This window comes from Methylorubrum sp. POS3, assembly GCF_043352485.1.
Lineage (GTDB): Bacteria > Pseudomonadota > Alphaproteobacteria > Rhizobiales > Beijerinckiaceae > Methylobacterium > Methylobacterium suomiense.
The window spans coordinates 3,648,138-3,661,673 of the sequence record NZ_JAPRBT010000001.1 but is presented as its reverse complement, the minus strand read 5'-3'; the positions used below and the strand labels follow the sequence as shown (position 1 = coordinate 3,661,673).

The 13,536-nt window shown below is 68.8% G+C and carries 14 protein-coding genes; 11 read left to right on the top strand and 3 right to left on the bottom strand.

All coding sequences use genetic code 11. The features are described from left to right. The 5 genes from OWC43_RS16920 to xth form a co-directional block, all read left to right on the top strand. Positions 1-533, top strand: a 533-nt coding sequence (locus OWC43_RS16920; protein WP_393957511.1) for a DNA translocase FtsK, incomplete at its 5' end; no start/stop codon positions are given. A gap of 253 nt (positions 534-786) precedes the next feature. Then, complete coding sequence (locus tag OWC43_RS16915) at positions 787-1,746, top strand: outer membrane lipoprotein carrier protein LolA (protein ID WP_393957510.1); 960 nt, start codon at positions 787-789, stop codon at positions 1,744-1,746. Positions 1,747-1,969: 223 nt separating this feature from the next. Continuing rightward, positions 1,970-3,697: a putative bifunctional diguanylate cyclase/phosphodiesterase gene (locus OWC43_RS16910; protein WP_393957509.1), complete on the top strand. Its 1,728-nt coding sequence runs from the start codon at positions 1,970-1,972 to the stop codon at positions 3,695-3,697. A 42-nt stretch (positions 3,698-3,739) separates the two neighbouring features. After that, entirely contained in the window at positions 3,740-4,183 is a 444-nt protein-coding gene (locus tag OWC43_RS16905) for a BLUF domain-containing protein (protein ID WP_393957508.1), read from the top strand. A gap of 70 nt (positions 4,184-4,253) precedes the next feature. After that, positions 4,254-5,063 carry an exodeoxyribonuclease III gene (gene xth / locus OWC43_RS16900; protein WP_393957507.1) on the top strand — a complete coding sequence of 270 codons (810 nt, stop codon included), beginning with the start codon at positions 4,254-4,256 and terminating at the stop codon, positions 5,061-5,063. A 182-nt stretch (positions 5,064-5,245) separates the two neighbouring features. Here xth and OWC43_RS16895 read toward each other — a convergent pair whose 3' ends face one another. Further along, positions 5,246-6,694: an amino acid permease gene (locus OWC43_RS16895; RefSeq protein ID WP_393957506.1), complete on the bottom strand. Its 1,449-nt coding sequence runs from the start codon at positions 6,692-6,694 to the stop codon at positions 5,246-5,248. 273 nt (positions 6,695-6,967) lie between these two features. On the opposite strand from OWC43_RS16895, the gene rpsO reads away from it, so the two are divergent. Together rpsO and pnp are read left to right on the top strand one after the other, a co-directional pair. Continuing rightward, the gene (gene rpsO / locus OWC43_RS16890; protein ID WP_137830033.1) at positions 6,968-7,237 is read left to right on the top strand and encodes a 30S ribosomal protein S15; all 270 of its coding nucleotides are present in this window, start codon (positions 6,968-6,970) and stop codon (positions 7,235-7,237) included. Between the two features lie 212 nt (positions 7,238-7,449). Then, positions 7,450-9,684 (top strand): polyribonucleotide nucleotidyltransferase, encoded by a 2,235-nt coding sequence (gene pnp / locus OWC43_RS16885; RefSeq protein ID WP_137830015.1) that lies wholly within the window; start codon positions 7,450-7,452, stop codon positions 9,682-9,684. Positions 9,685-9,771: 87 nt separating this feature from the next. On the opposite strand, the gene OWC43_RS16880 is transcribed toward pnp, so the two are convergent. Beyond that, on the bottom strand, positions 9,772-10,296 hold the full coding sequence (locus tag OWC43_RS16880; RefSeq protein ID WP_393957505.1) for a hypothetical protein: 525 nt from the start codon (positions 10,294-10,296) through the stop codon (positions 9,772-9,774). A 223-nt stretch (positions 10,297-10,519) separates the two neighbouring features. Between OWC43_RS16880 and OWC43_RS16875 the strand changes: the two genes are divergently transcribed. Then, positions 10,520-11,161: a glutathione S-transferase family protein gene (locus OWC43_RS16875; protein ID WP_393957504.1), complete on the top strand. Its 642-nt coding sequence runs from the start codon at positions 10,520-10,522 to the stop codon at positions 11,159-11,161. A 77-nt stretch (positions 11,162-11,238) separates the two neighbouring features. Further along, on the top strand, positions 11,239-11,472 hold the full coding sequence (locus tag OWC43_RS16870; protein WP_137830011.1) for a YgaP-like transmembrane domain: 234 nt from the start codon (positions 11,239-11,241) through the stop codon (positions 11,470-11,472). Positions 11,473-11,549: 77 nt separating this feature from the next. Here OWC43_RS16870 and OWC43_RS16865 read toward each other — a convergent pair whose 3' ends face one another. Then, the gene (locus OWC43_RS16865; RefSeq protein WP_137830010.1) at positions 11,550-11,816 is read right to left on the bottom strand and encodes a GlsB/YeaQ/YmgE family stress response membrane protein; all 267 of its coding nucleotides are present in this window, start codon (positions 11,814-11,816) and stop codon (positions 11,550-11,552) included. Between the two features lie 257 nt (positions 11,817-12,073). Between OWC43_RS16865 and OWC43_RS16860 the strand changes: the two genes are divergently transcribed. Both OWC43_RS16860 and OWC43_RS16855 read left to right on the top strand, forming a co-directional pair. After that, a complete protein-coding gene (locus OWC43_RS16860; protein ID WP_393957503.1) occupies positions 12,074-12,433 on the top strand; it encodes a RidA family protein in 360 nt (119 codons plus the stop codon). Further along, a complete protein-coding gene (locus tag OWC43_RS16855; protein ID WP_393957502.1) occupies positions 12,430-13,533 on the top strand; it encodes a polyamine ABC transporter substrate-binding protein in 1,104 nt (367 codons plus the stop codon). Before OWC43_RS16860 ends, OWC43_RS16855 begins: the two co-directional genes overlap by 4 nt. Positions 13,534-13,536 lie beyond the last annotated feature (3 nt).

Genomic DNA, 13,536 nt, shown 5'->3' with positions numbered 1-13,536 from the left:
TGGGCGCGGAGCAGCTGCTGGGCCAGGGCGACATGCTGTTCATGGCCGGCGGTGGGCGCACGACCCGCGTGCACGGGCCATTCTGCTCGGACAGCGAAGTCGAGACGGTGGTGGCGCATCTGAAGCGCCAGGGCCGGCCCTCCTACCTCGAGGCCGTCACCGCCGATGACGGCTCGTCCGACCAGCCGGAGAAGCCCGCCAAGGGCTCGAAGGCGGCCAAGGTCGAGAAGGACGATTTCGCCGAAGTCGAGGAGGCCGAGGCTCCGGTCTTCGACATCAGCGCCTTCGCGGCGAGCGCGGGGGCCGAGGGTGGCGAACTCTACGAGCAGGCCATCGCCGTGGTCCTGCGCGACCGCAAGGCCTCGACGAGCTACATCCAGCGCCGCCTCCAGATCGGCTACAACCGCGCCGCTTCGATCATGGAGCGGATGGAGATCGAGGGGATCGTCGGGCCGGCCAACCATGCGGGCAAGCGCGAGATCCTGGTCGAGGGCCTCGCCGGGGCGCCGTCCGGCGGCTACGACGACGAGTGACATCCGACAGCCCGCCCCGGTCCGACGGTATCGGATCGGGGCGGGCTCCCGGTCTTTGACGGGCCGCGCATTCCCTCGACGCACCGGTCCCGCTTCGTCGGAATGCGCGCCTGAACCCGGCCCCCGTCGCATATTCGCCACAGGGGCCGGCTCTATCGCAGATCAGGATTTTCTGAGGCGCCGCCACGCCGACGCCTCCGCACCGGGACGGCCCACACCGCGCGCGCCCGCAGCTTTCGGAGATGCCCACACGATGACTGGCCGACGCTTCCGCCCCGCCGCCGGTCCGCTGCTCGTGATGGCTGCTCTGGCGCTTCCGCCGCAGCCGGCCCACGCGCAGGTCTCGTCCTTCCTCGACGGCCTGTTCGGCCGCAAGGAGGAGCCGCCGGCCCCGCCCGCAGCCCCCGCACCCGAGCCGGAGCCCGCTCCCGCGGCGCCGGCCAAGAAAGCGGACAAGGCGGCCAAGCCCGCCAAGGACACCGCAAAGGACAAGGCGGCGACGACCGACAAGGCCCAGGAGAAGACCGGCAGCATCAAGGCGACGGCGACCAAGCCCGGCGCGCCCGCGGCGGCGACGGCGCCCGCCGGCACCCGCGTCGCGGCGGTCGGCGCGCCGAATCTCGGTGCCAGCCTGCAGGACGCCGACCCGGCCCAGATCGTGGCCGGGGCCAACGCCTACTTCAACAGCTTCCAGACGCTGACCGGCTCGTTCATCCAGATCGGCGCCGACGGGCGGCGCATCGGCGGCAAGCTCTCCCTGGTCAAGCCCGGGCGCCTGCGCTTCGAGTACGATCAGCCCTCGCCGCTCGAAGTGGTGGCCGACGGCACGTCGGTCGCGGTGCGCGATCGCAAGCTCAACACCCAGGATCTCTACTTCATCTCGCAGACGCCGCTGAAATTCCTGCTGCGCGAGAAGATGGACCTCGCCCGCGACCTCACGGTCACGGAGGTGACGAACGATCCGGGCGGCGTGCGGATCGCGCTGGAGGACCGCTCGACGCTCGGCGGCACCTCGAAGATCCAGCTCTATTTCGACGCCGAGATGAAGACCCTGTCGCAGTGGCGGATCACCGATCCGCAGGGCTACCTCACCACGGTGCAGCTTTCCAATCTGCAGAAGGGCAAATCGGTCGATCCGTCCTTGTTCTTCATCAATTACGGCCGTTCCGAAGACAAGGCGATCCAGCGTCAGATCCAGGGGCAGAATCCCTGACGATTCTGGGGCGGCCGTGGCATTGGCCGCTCATAGCATGTGCTGTCTTCTATTCGGGATGTCACATAGGTTGGTTTAAAGCGCTTGCCCGCGTGCCGAAAACTTCGGATGGCGTCGCTCTCTGCTGAGTTGAGGCGCAGGACTTAACACTCCATTCGCATCTTGGCCGCCCAATGGGGTCGCCGCCCCTTCAGGCGGCCTCATCGAGATGCGATCTGGCCGCATGCCCGCTTCCTCCGCCGCGACGATTCCCGCCCTCGGTCCGTTCGAGGCGGCCCTGGCCGAGATGGCCACCCCCCTGCTCCTGCTCGACGCGGGCGGGACCGTCACCTTCGCCAATGATCACGCCGCAATCCTGTTCGCGGGCGCCGTCACGGTGGGTTCCAGCCTCGCCACTCTGCTCGCCGCGCCCGAGGAGGGGACGGATCGCGGTGCCGAACGGCTGGGGCGGAGCGCCTTGACCGAGGCCCTGACCACCCGTCGTCCGACCCGCGAGCGACTCGCTCTCGAAGGCGGGCGCCTCGTCGAGGCGGCGCTCGCTCCCCTCTCCACCGGCGGCTTCGCCCTCACCTTCGACGACGTCACCGAGCATCTGCGCAGCGCGGCCCTGGCCCGGCTGGAGCCGCTCACCGGTCTGTGCAACCGCGTCGAGCTGCACGACCGCCTGAGCGCCGCGGTCGCGGCGGCCGAGGAGGCCGGCGCGCCGCTGGCCGTGCTGATGCTCGATCTCGATCGGTTCAAGGCGGTCAACGACACCCTCGGCCATCCGGTCGGTGACGCGCTCCTGCGCAAGGTCGCCGAGCGCCTGCGCAACGCCGCCCGCCGGGACGACGTGATCGCCCGCCTCGGCGGCGACGAATTCGCTATCCTGCAGGTCGGTCAGGTCGGGGCCGACCAGCCGCTGGCGGCCGAGGCCCTGGCCAACCGCCTCGTCGATCTCGTCGGGCGCACCTACGTCCTCGACGGTCAGATGCTCAATGTCGGCGTCAGCGTCGGCATCGCCCTGTTTCCCGACGACGGACGCCTGCCCGACGACCTTCTGAAGCATGCCGACCTCGCTCTCTACCGCGCCAAGGCGGACGGGCGCGGCACCTACCGCTTCTTCGAGCCGGCGATGAACGCGGCGGTGCAGGCGCGCCGCAGCCTGGAGATCGACCTGCGCCGGGCGCTCGCCCTCAAGCAATTCACACTCGTCTTCCAGCCGCAGATCCGGCTGGAGACCGGCGAGGTCTCGGGCTTCGAGGCGCTGCTGCGCTGGCACCATCCGGAGCGGGGACTGATTTCGCCCGCCACCTTCATTCCGCTCGCCGAGGAGATCGGCGTCATCGTCGGCATCGGCGAATGGGCTCTGCGCACCGCCTGCCGCGAGGCGGCACGCTGGGCGCAGCCGGCCTCGATCGCCGTCAACCTGTCCCCGATCCAGTTCCGTGGCGGCAAGCTCGTCGAGACGGTGACGCTGGTGCTCGCCCAGACCGGCCTCGACCCCGCCCGCCTCGAACTGGAGATCACCGAGGGCGCCCTCCTCGACGACACGGACGGCGTGCTGACCGTGCTGAACGGCCTGCGCCGTCTCGGCGTGCGGATCTCGATGGACGATTTCGGCACCGGCTACTCGTCGCTCAGCTATCTGCAGAAATTTCCCTTCGACAAGATCAAGATCGACCAGTCCTTCGTGCGCGGCATGGCGGGCAGCGCCGAGTGCGGCGCGATCGTGCGGGCCATCGCCCGGCTGGGCGCCAGCCTCGGCATGCGCACCACCGCCGAGGGCGTCGAGACCGCCGACCAGCTCGACGCGATCCGGGCGGAGGGCTGCACCGAAGTCCAGGGCTACCTCACCGGCCGGCCGATGCCGGCCTCCGAGGCGTTCGCCCTGCTCGGCGCGGGCGCGCACGTTTCCGATCCCCCCGTTTCCGACGTCGTTCCCGCCGAGGCCCTCGTCCCTGCTGCCTGATTCCGCCCCTCCGCCGATCCGATCCCGAGCTTCGAGCCCACCATGACCGACGATCTGCGCCGCCTCGTCTATTACAGCCGCAACCGCACCTCCGGTGCGTCCGGGGCGATGGACGGCACGATCCGTTCCATCCTCGCCGCGAGCCGGGTCAACAATGCCCGCGTCGGCGTCACGGGCGCGCTGATGTTCAATGCCGGCTGCTTCGCCCAGGTGCTGGAAGGACCGAGTGCGGCGGTGGAGGCCACCTTCGAGCGCATCCAGCAGGACGAGCGCCACGGCGAGGTCTCGCTCCTGGCCTACGACGCCGTCGAGGCGCGCCTCTTCACCGAGTGGTCGATGGCCTATGTCGGCGCGTCGAAGGCCGATGCCGACCGCTACGGCGACGTCGCCGATGCCAGTGGCTTCGATCTGTCCCGCATGACCGGCGACCGGCTCTGCGCCGTGCTCCACCGCCTCGCCCTGGACGAGGAGGCGGCCGCGGCCTGACCGCGACGGTTCCGGATTCGCCCGGGGTCGGCTATCGGAGCGGCTCCGATCCGCTCCTCAGGCAGTCCCCGTGCGCCTCACCGTCACGACCTGGAACATCAACTCGGTGCGGCTGCGCATCGAGTCCGTGCTGCGATTCCTCAAAACGGTGCAGCCCGACGTCCTGTGCCTCCAGGAGACGAAGTGTCCGGACGAGCTGTTCCCGCTCAAGGCGTTCGAGGGCAGCGGCTACGAGAACATCGTGTTCGCCGGCCAGAAGGGCTATAACGGCGTCGCCATCCTCTCGCGCTTTCCCCTGCTGACCCGCGACGTGATGAGCTTCTGCGGCAAGCCGGATGCGCGCCACATCTGTGCGGCGCTCGGCCCCGCGGCGGGACCGGCGGCGGGGATCGTGCTGCACGATTTCTACGTGCCCGCCGGGGGCGACGTCCCCCATCGCGACCTGAACCCGAAATTCGCGCACAAGCTCGACTTCCTGCAGGAGCTGCGCGCCTGGGGCGGGCGCCGGGTGTCCGGCCCCGCGATCCTGGTCGGCGACCTCAACGTCGCGCCGCTGGAGCACGACGTGTGGTCGCACAAGCAGCTCCTCGACGTGGTGAGCCACACCCCCGTCGAGACCGAGGCGCTGGAGACCCTGCGGGGCGAGGCCGGCTGGATCGATGCCGCCCGCCTCCTCACGCCGGAGCCGGAGAAGATCTACACGTGGTGGAGCTACCGCTCCCCCGATTGGGCCGCGGCCAACAAGGGCCGGCGCCTCGACCATGCCTGGGTCTCCCCCGATCTCGCTGGCACGGTGCGCCAAGTCGAGGTGTTTCGCGAGGCCAGGGGCTGGGACAAGCCCTCCGACCATGCGCCGGTGACGCTGACGCTCGCATTGTGACGGGGAACGCGGGGGGCCTCTCCGGCATTGGACCTGCAACCGAACAATCCGAACGGAGACAAGCCCCGCATGCGTGGCATCCTGCGCCAGATCCTCGTCGTCTTCCTGCTGCCCAAGGCCATCGCCTGGGTTCGCCGCCGCTACGGCGGGGGCCGCCATGCGGCAGGCCCGCATCACCGCTCCTACTGAGTGTCTCCGGCCCGGATCCCGCGATCCGGGCCGTTTCGATTCCGGCTCCGGCCGTAGCCGAACCAGATCGCCAGCCCCACGGCCAGCCAGCCCGCGAGCCGCAGCCACGTGTCGCCCGGCAGGCTCGCCATCAGGGCGAGGCAAGCGACCATTCCCAGCACGGGCACGATCGCACCGCCCGGCACCCGGAACGGCCGCGGGCGTTCCGGTTCGGTGCGGCGCAGGATCAGGACGCTGGCACAGACCAGCATGAAGGCCAGCAGCGTGCCGATGCTGACGAGTTCGCCGAGCACGTCGATCGGCACCAGCGCCGCGACCAGCGCGGTGGCGAGCCCGATCAATCCCTGTGACGCCCAAGGCGTCCGCCAGCGCGGATGCACGCGGGCAAACAGGTCGGGCAGCATGCGGTCGCGGGCCATGGCGTAGAAGATGCGGGCCTGCCCGTAGAGGGCGGTGAGCGTGGCGGTGGTCAGCCCCAGCAAGGCCCCGACCTTGATGGCGAGCGCGAAGCCGGTGAGTCCGGTGGCGTCGATCGCCTTGGCGATCGGATCCGGCACCGCGAGCTCCCGGTAGGGCACGAGGCCGGTCAGCACGCCCGCGACCGCGATGTAGAGCAGGCTCGTGACGACGAGCGCGCCGATGATGCCGATGGGCGCGTCGCGCTGCGGATTGCGGGTCTCGCCCGCGGCCGTGGCGATGGTCTCGAAGCCGACATAGGCGAAGAACACCACGCCGGCCCCCCGGAACACCCCGCTCCAGCCGAAGGCGCCGAACGCGCCCTCGTTCGGCGGCACCAGCGGCGACCAGAGTTCGGGCCGCAGATGCGCTGCGCCGATCCCGACGAAGGCCAGGATGATCGCCACCTTGAGGGCGACCAGGGCCGCGTTGACCCGCGACGCACCGCGGTTGCCCGCGATCAGGAGCGCGGTGAGGGCCAGCACGATGCCCGCCGCGGGCAGGTTCACGATCCCGCCCTCCCCCGGCGCGGCGGCGAGCGCCGCCGGCAGGTTCAGGCCCGCATCCGCCATCAGGCTCTGGGCGTAGCCCGACCAGCCGACCGCGACGGTGGCGGCGGCCAGCGCGAATTCGAGCACGAGGTCCCAGCCGACGATCCAGGCCGGCAGCGCCCCGAAGGTCGCCCGCGCGTAGGAATAGCTCGACCCTGCCACCGGCATCATCGCGGCCAGTTCCGCGTAGCACAGGCCCACGAGCCCGCTGGCGATGCCGCCGAGCACGAAGGACAGCATCAGGCCGGGCCCGGCGTAATGGGCCGCCGCCGTCCCGGTCAGCACGAAGATGCCGGCGCCCACGGTCGCACCGACGCCGATGCAGACGAGGCCGAAGGCGGTGAGATTGCGGGCGAGGTCCGGCTCGTCGGGCCGCGCCGCGGCGAGATCGGAGATGCGCGCGGGCGCGGGCGCGGTGGTGGGGGTGTCGGCCATACGGTCCGTCTGTTCCGCCTCGATGTCCCGCCTCACCAAGCAAATTCCGCGACAGGGCGCATCGGCCATGGCCGGAACGCCGGACGCCTCTGGTGCTTCCCACGGTTTCGTGTATGGTCCGCCCCGCCTCGACCCGGCTGACGGGCGGGGCTTGTGCCGCTTGCGGCTGACCGTGCTGGACGACATCCCGGCACCGGCCCGACCGCGAGCTTCGAGCGCCTGAGTCCGTTGCGGGCGGCGTTCCCGACCAAATCCCACCTGAAAGGCAAGCCGATGTCGATCACGGCCGAGCGCAAGACCGCGCTCATCAAGGAATACGCCCAGGGCGGCAAGGACACCGGTTCGCCGGAGGTCCAGATCGCGCTGCTCACCGAGCGGATCACCAACCTGACCGCCCACTTCAAGACCCACGGCAAGGACAACCATTCCCGCCGCGGCCTCCTGAAGCTGGTCTCGCAGCGCCGCTCGCTGCTCGACTACCTCAAGCGCAAGGAAGAGGGCCGCTACCGCTCCCTCATCGAGCGCCTCGGCATCCGCCGCTAAGAGGTTCGACCCACACCGCGCGGCCCGATCGGGCCGCGTTTCACTATGGGACCGTCCGGGCATGGGGCTCGGCCGGTCCGCAAGGGCGGCTTCGAGGCGCGAGGCGCCAGGGCAGGATCGCCGGACGCTTTTTCTTTCGAGAAGAAGCGTCTCGCCGTCTTGCCACTGGCGGCGCCGGGCCGAGCCCCGCACGCATGAAGGCAGAAGCAACCATGTTCGACGTACAACGCGAAGAGCTGATCTGGGGCGACCGCAAGCTCGTCCTCGAGACCGGCAAGACCGCCCGGCAGGCCGATGGCGCCGTGGTCGCCACCTACGGCGAGACCACCGTGCTGGCGACCGTGGTCGCCGCCAAGGAGCCCAAGGCCGGCATTGATTTCATGCCGCTCACCGTGAACTACCAGGAGCGCGCCTACGCCGCCGGCCGCATCCCGGGCGGCTACTTCAAGCGCGAGGGCCGTCCCTCCGAGAAGGAGACCCTGGTCTCCCGCCTGATCGACCGCCCGATCCGTCCCCTCTTCGTCGAGGGCTGGCGCAACGACACCCAGGTCGTCGTCACCGTCCTCTCGCACGATCTCGAGAACGATCCGGACATCGTCTCGATGGTGGCGGCCTCCGCCGCCCTGACGCTGTCGGGCGTGCCGTTCACCGGCCCGATCGGCGCCGCCCGCGTCGGTTACCTCAACGGCGGCTACAAGCTGAACCCGCTGGTGACGGAAGTCGCCGAATCGACCCTCGATCTCGTCGTCGCCGGCACGCAGGACGCGGTGCTGATGGTCGAGTCCGAGGCCAAGGAACTGTCCGAGGACGTGATGCTCGGGGCCGTGATGTTCGGCCACAAGCACTTCCAGCCGGTGATCGAGGCGATCATCCGCCTCGCCGAGAAGGCCGCCAAGGAGCCGCGCGATTTCTCCCCGCCGGAGAACGCCGACGTCGAGAAGGCGGTGCTCGACATCGCCGAGACCGAGCTGCGCGACGCCTACAAGATCACGATCAAGCAGGACCGCTACAAGGCCGTCGACGCCGTGAAGGCGAAGGTGGTCGCCGCCCTCTGCCCGGCCGAGGGTGAGCAGAAGTTCTCCCCCGAGAAGGTCAAGGCCGCCTTCAAGGAAGCCCAATCGAAGGTGGTCCGCTGGAACATCCTCGACACCGGCTCGCGCATCGACGGCCGCGACGTGAAGACGGTCCGCTCGATCGTCTCGGAAGTCGGCGTGCTGCCCCGCGCCCACGGCTCGGCGATGTTCACCCGCGGCGAGACGCAGGCCCTGGTGGTCGCGACGCTGGGCACCGGCGAGGACGAGCAGTTCATCGACGCCCTGGAAGGGACCTACAAGGAGCGCTTCCTGCTCCACTACAACTTCCCTCCCTATTCCGTCGGTGAGACCGGCCGCATGGGCTCGCCCGGCCGCCGCGAGATCGGCCACGGCAAGCTCGCCTGGCGCGCGATCCGTCCGGTTCTGCCGCCGGCCCACGAGTTCCCGTACACGATCCGCGTCGTGTCCGAGATCACCGAGTCGAACGGCTCCTCCTCGATGGCCTCCGTCTGCGGCGGCTCGCTGTCGCTGATGGATGCGGGCGTGCCCCTGCGCCGCCCGGTCGCCGGCATCGCCATGGGCCTCATCCTCGAGGGTGAGCGCTTCGCGGTCCTGTCCGACATCCTCGGCGACGAGGATCACCTCGGCGACATGGACTTCAAGGTGGCCGGCACGGACGAGGGCATCACCTCGCTCCAGATGGACATCAAGATCGCCGGCATCACCGAGGAGATCATGAAGATCGCCCTCGCCCAGGCGAAGGACGGCCGCGCCCACATCCTCGGCGAGATGGCCAACGCCCTCACCGCGGCCCGTCCGGAGCTCGGCGAGTACGCGCCGCGCATCGAGACGATGCAGATCCCCACCGACAAGATCCGCGACGTGATCGGCACCGGCGGCAAGATCATCCGCGAGATCGTCGAGAAGACCGGCGCCAAGATCAACATCGAGGATACCGGCGTCGTGAAGATCGCCTCCTCCGACGGCAAGGCGATCAAGGCGGCCTATAACTGGATCCGCTCCATCGTCGCCGAGCCGGAGGCTGGCACGATCTACGACGGCACGATCGTCAAGATCATGGAGTTCGGCGCCTTCGTGAACTTCTTCGGCGCCAAGGACGGCCTCGTCCACATCTCCGAGCTGGCCCCCCAGCGGGTCGCCAAGGTCGGCGACGTGGTCAAGGAAGGCCAGAAGGTCAAAGTGAAGTTCCTCGGCGCCGACGAGCGCGGCAAGATCCGCCTGTCGATGAAGGTCGTCGACCAGGAGACCGGCGAGGACATCACCGAGAAGCTGAAGGCCGAGCGCGCGGAGCGCGGCGAGCCGGAGCGCGAGGAGCGGGGCGACCGGGGTGATCGCGGCGACCGCGGCCCCCGCCGCGACCGCGGCGAGCGCCGCCGCGAGGCGGGCGAGTAAGTCTCGCCCCCTCGGATTATCCGACGACATCGAAAGGCGCGGTTCCGAAAGGGGCCGCGCCTTTGTCGTTCGACCAGCTTCCCTGACTTACTGGGCATCCAGGCCAAGGGAGCGACGGAAGTCGTCGAAGTCCTTCGGTTTGAGTGGCGGAGGGGGTTCAGGTGGTGCCGGGACAGGCTCTGGTCGCTTCACGCCCGCCCACTCGTTGCAGTCGGAACAGGCATCGACGACCCAGTGCTCGCCTCGCCGGATCACCATAATGCCCGCGCTGCCGTCGCCGTCGAACACGATTGCCGGCCAAGCTGGACTGCCCCAAAGACCGTAGGAAAAGTCAGTGAATAGGACGGGCTCGCCGGCGTTTAGGATCAGTTCGGGGACCAAGCTTGTCGGCTCGGCACGGGCAATAATTGTCATGCAGCGGTCGCAATCCGTTGCAATGCGCAGGACTAGTGGCATTGACTCGATGAGATCGTCTGCCGCGTTTAACGTCTTCAGGTTAGAGACGGCGGCCTCGGCGTCGTCGGGCCTCAAAGCGCGAACCAGCGTCTCGGCACGGGCCCGAAAGCGATCGGGAAGCGATCGATTGAGATAACCGACGGTACTCTGGGCCAAGGCGGGCGGGCTCCCGACAAGGGCGAGAAGCAGACTCATCATACGCAGGACTCGACGGAGGACCCCGCGTGTCGGTTTCACTGTCATAACCGCTCCATGCCGCATCGGATGCAGAGAGCCATGAACGCACGGAGAGCGCGAGTCCGACGGGCCATCCAGCAACAGCTTCCGCAAAGGATCGCGCACCGGTACAAACCTCCCAACCCCTGCGGTGGACGGTGCCATGACCGACGAACTTGTGTTCTACACGGCGCCGATGTCCCGCGGCCGGATCGTGCGCTGGATGCTGGAGGAGGTGGGCGCTCCCTATCGCACCGAGCTCGTCGGCTTCGGTCCGGCGATGAAGGGCGAAGGCTATCGGGCGATCAATCCGATGGGGAAGGTGCCGGCGCTCCGCCACGGCGGGACGGTGGTGACCGAGTGTGCGGCGATCCTGGCCTATCTCGCCGATGCCTTTCCCGAGGCCGGGCTCGCGCCGGCGCCGACGACGTTGGCGCGGGGCGCCTATTACCGCTGGCTGTTCTTCTGCGCCGGCCCGGTCGAGGCGGCGACCACCAATACGGTGCTGGGCGTCACCGTGCCGGACGACCCGCGGATGCGCGGCATGGTCGGCTATGGCAGTCTGGACTCGGTGCTCGACACCCTCGAAGGCGCCGTGTCCGGCCGGGACTTCGTGGCGGGGGATCGCTTCAGCGCCGCCGACCTGTATCTCGCCGCCCATCTCGGCTGGGGCATGCAGTTCCGCACGATCCCGCGGCGCCCGGCCTTCGAAGCCTACGCCTCCCGCCACGCCGCCCGGCCCGCGGCCGTGCGGGCCCGGGAGATCGACGACGGGCTTCTCGCCCAGCAGCAAGCCGCGTCATAGCAGTCCTGCCGGAACGCCCGCGCCTGCGCCGCGTTCGCCCCGCGAATCTGAGCCCATCGCAAGGACGCGGACCCACGATGAACGAGATGATCGAAGACATTTTCGGCGGCACGCAGAACCTGACCATGACCGAGCGGGCGGTCTCCGTCGCGCTCGGGCTCGGCATCGCGGCGGCGGCCGCCCAGCCGCGCCCGAACAAGCTCCTGAGCCTGGCCGCCCTGGTCGTCGGCGTCGGCCTCGCGGTGCGCGGCGCCACCGGCCATTGTGCCGTCAAGGCGCTCACCCAGAGCGATCACGACCGCCTCGCCTGATCCTCTACCCACACGGTGCAACGAGAAAGGGGCGCTCCTCGCGGAGCGCCCCTTTCTCGTTGTCGACGCTCGGGGGATCAGAGCGACGTGGTGCGGCTGCGGCCGGCGACGAAGCCGTAGATCGCCAGCACGACGCAGGCGCCGACGATGGAGGCGATGAAACCGGCCCCCTGGTTCGGCCCGTACCAGCCCAGCGCCTGGCCGAGGAAGGTGGCCACGAACGCGCCGACGATGCCGAGAATCGTGGTGAGGATGAAACCGGACGGCTCGTTGTTGCCCGGCATGATGAACTTCGCGATCACGCCGGCGACGAAGCCGATGATGATGGTCCAGATGATGCCCATGTGCGACCTCTAAGAGCTTAGACGGCTTGCCGAATCGGGATTGAAGAGAGGCTCGGACGCGTTCCGCCCGAGCCTTGGCCGTTGTCGGTTGACAAACGCGCGAGCGAACCGCCCGGTTGCCTCCGCCGGGACGCGCAGGCGCGAAATTTGCCACGCGCCGTCCGGTCGTTGTCGGCTCTTTACGAGGAACCGTTCCCGGCGGCAGAAGGGTCCGGGCATTCCTCAACGTGCCCCCTTGCAGAGGCCATCATCGACCCATGACCATCGAGCGCTACGAGACCGGACCCCGCATGTGCCAGGCGGCCGCCCATGGCGGCCTCGTCTTCCTCGCGGGCCAAGTGGCCGCCGACCCGGTCGGCAACGGCGTCACCGTTCAGACTCAGGCCGTGCTGGAGCAGATCGACCGGCTGCTGGCGCAGGCGGGAAGCCACAAGTCCCGCATCCTGTCGACGACGATCTATCTCGCCGACATCTCCACCTTCGCCGAGATGAACGCCGCCTGGGATGCCTGGGTCGATCGCGAGAACCCGCCGGCCCGTGCCACCGTCGAGGCGAAGCTCGCCGCACCCGAATATCTCGTCGAAGTCGTGGTGGTGGCCGCACGGGGCGAGCCGTGATCCGCAGGGCGCTGCTGGCGGCGCTCGCCGCCCTTCCCCTGCTCGGCGCCCTCCCCGGTTTCGCCGCGGCCGAGGAGCGCGTCGTCAACATCTACAACTGGTCGGACTATATCGACCCCAAGGTGCTCGAAGACTTCACCAAGGAGACGGGCATCAAGGTCGTCTACGACACCTACGACAACAACGAGGTGTTGGAGACGAAGCTCCTCGCCGGCAAATCCGGCTACGACGTGGTGGTCCCGTCCGGGCCGTTTCTCCAGCGGCTCATCAAGGCCGGTGTCTTCCTGCCCCTCGACAAGGCGAAGATCCCGAACCTGAAGAACGTATGGCCCGAGATCGCCAACCGGCTCCAGGCCTATGATCCGGGCAACACCTTCGCCGTCGACTACATGTGGGGCACGACCGGCCTCGGCGTGAACGTCGCCGCTCTCCGCGAGCGGCTGGGTCAGGGCCGGGCGCTCAACAGCTGGAGCCTCGTGCTCGATCCGGCCACGATGGCCAAGCTCAAGGATTGCGGGGTGATGCTCCTCGATTCCCCGGAGGATCTGATCCCGTCGGTCCTGCCCTTCTACGGCTACAAGGTCGACTCGAAGCGCTGGGACGACATCACGACGGTCACCGACGCCCTCTACAAGGTCCGCGGCGCGGTCCGGAAGTTCCACTCGTCCGAATACATCAACGGATTGGCCAACGGAGACCTCTGCCTCGCGGTCGGCTATTCCGGCGACGTGCTCCAGGCCAAGAAGCGGGCGGAGGAATCGAAGAACGGCGTCGAGATCGCCTACGTGATCCCGAAGGAGGGCACGCAGATGTGGTTCGACACCTTGGCGATTCCGAAGGATGCAGCGCATCCGGCGGAGGCCTATGCTTTCATCGATTACATGATGCGGCCCGAGGTGGCGGCGGCCAATACCAACTTCGTGTCCTACGCGAATGGCAACCTGCCCTCGCAGAAATTTGTGAAGCCGGAGATCCTGAAGGACGCGAGCATCTATCCGGACGAGGCGACGATGCAGCGGCTCGGCGTCAACACCGCCTGGAACGACACGACCCAACGCTTCGTCACGCGCAGCTGGACGCGGGTTCGCACGGGGCGCTGAGCG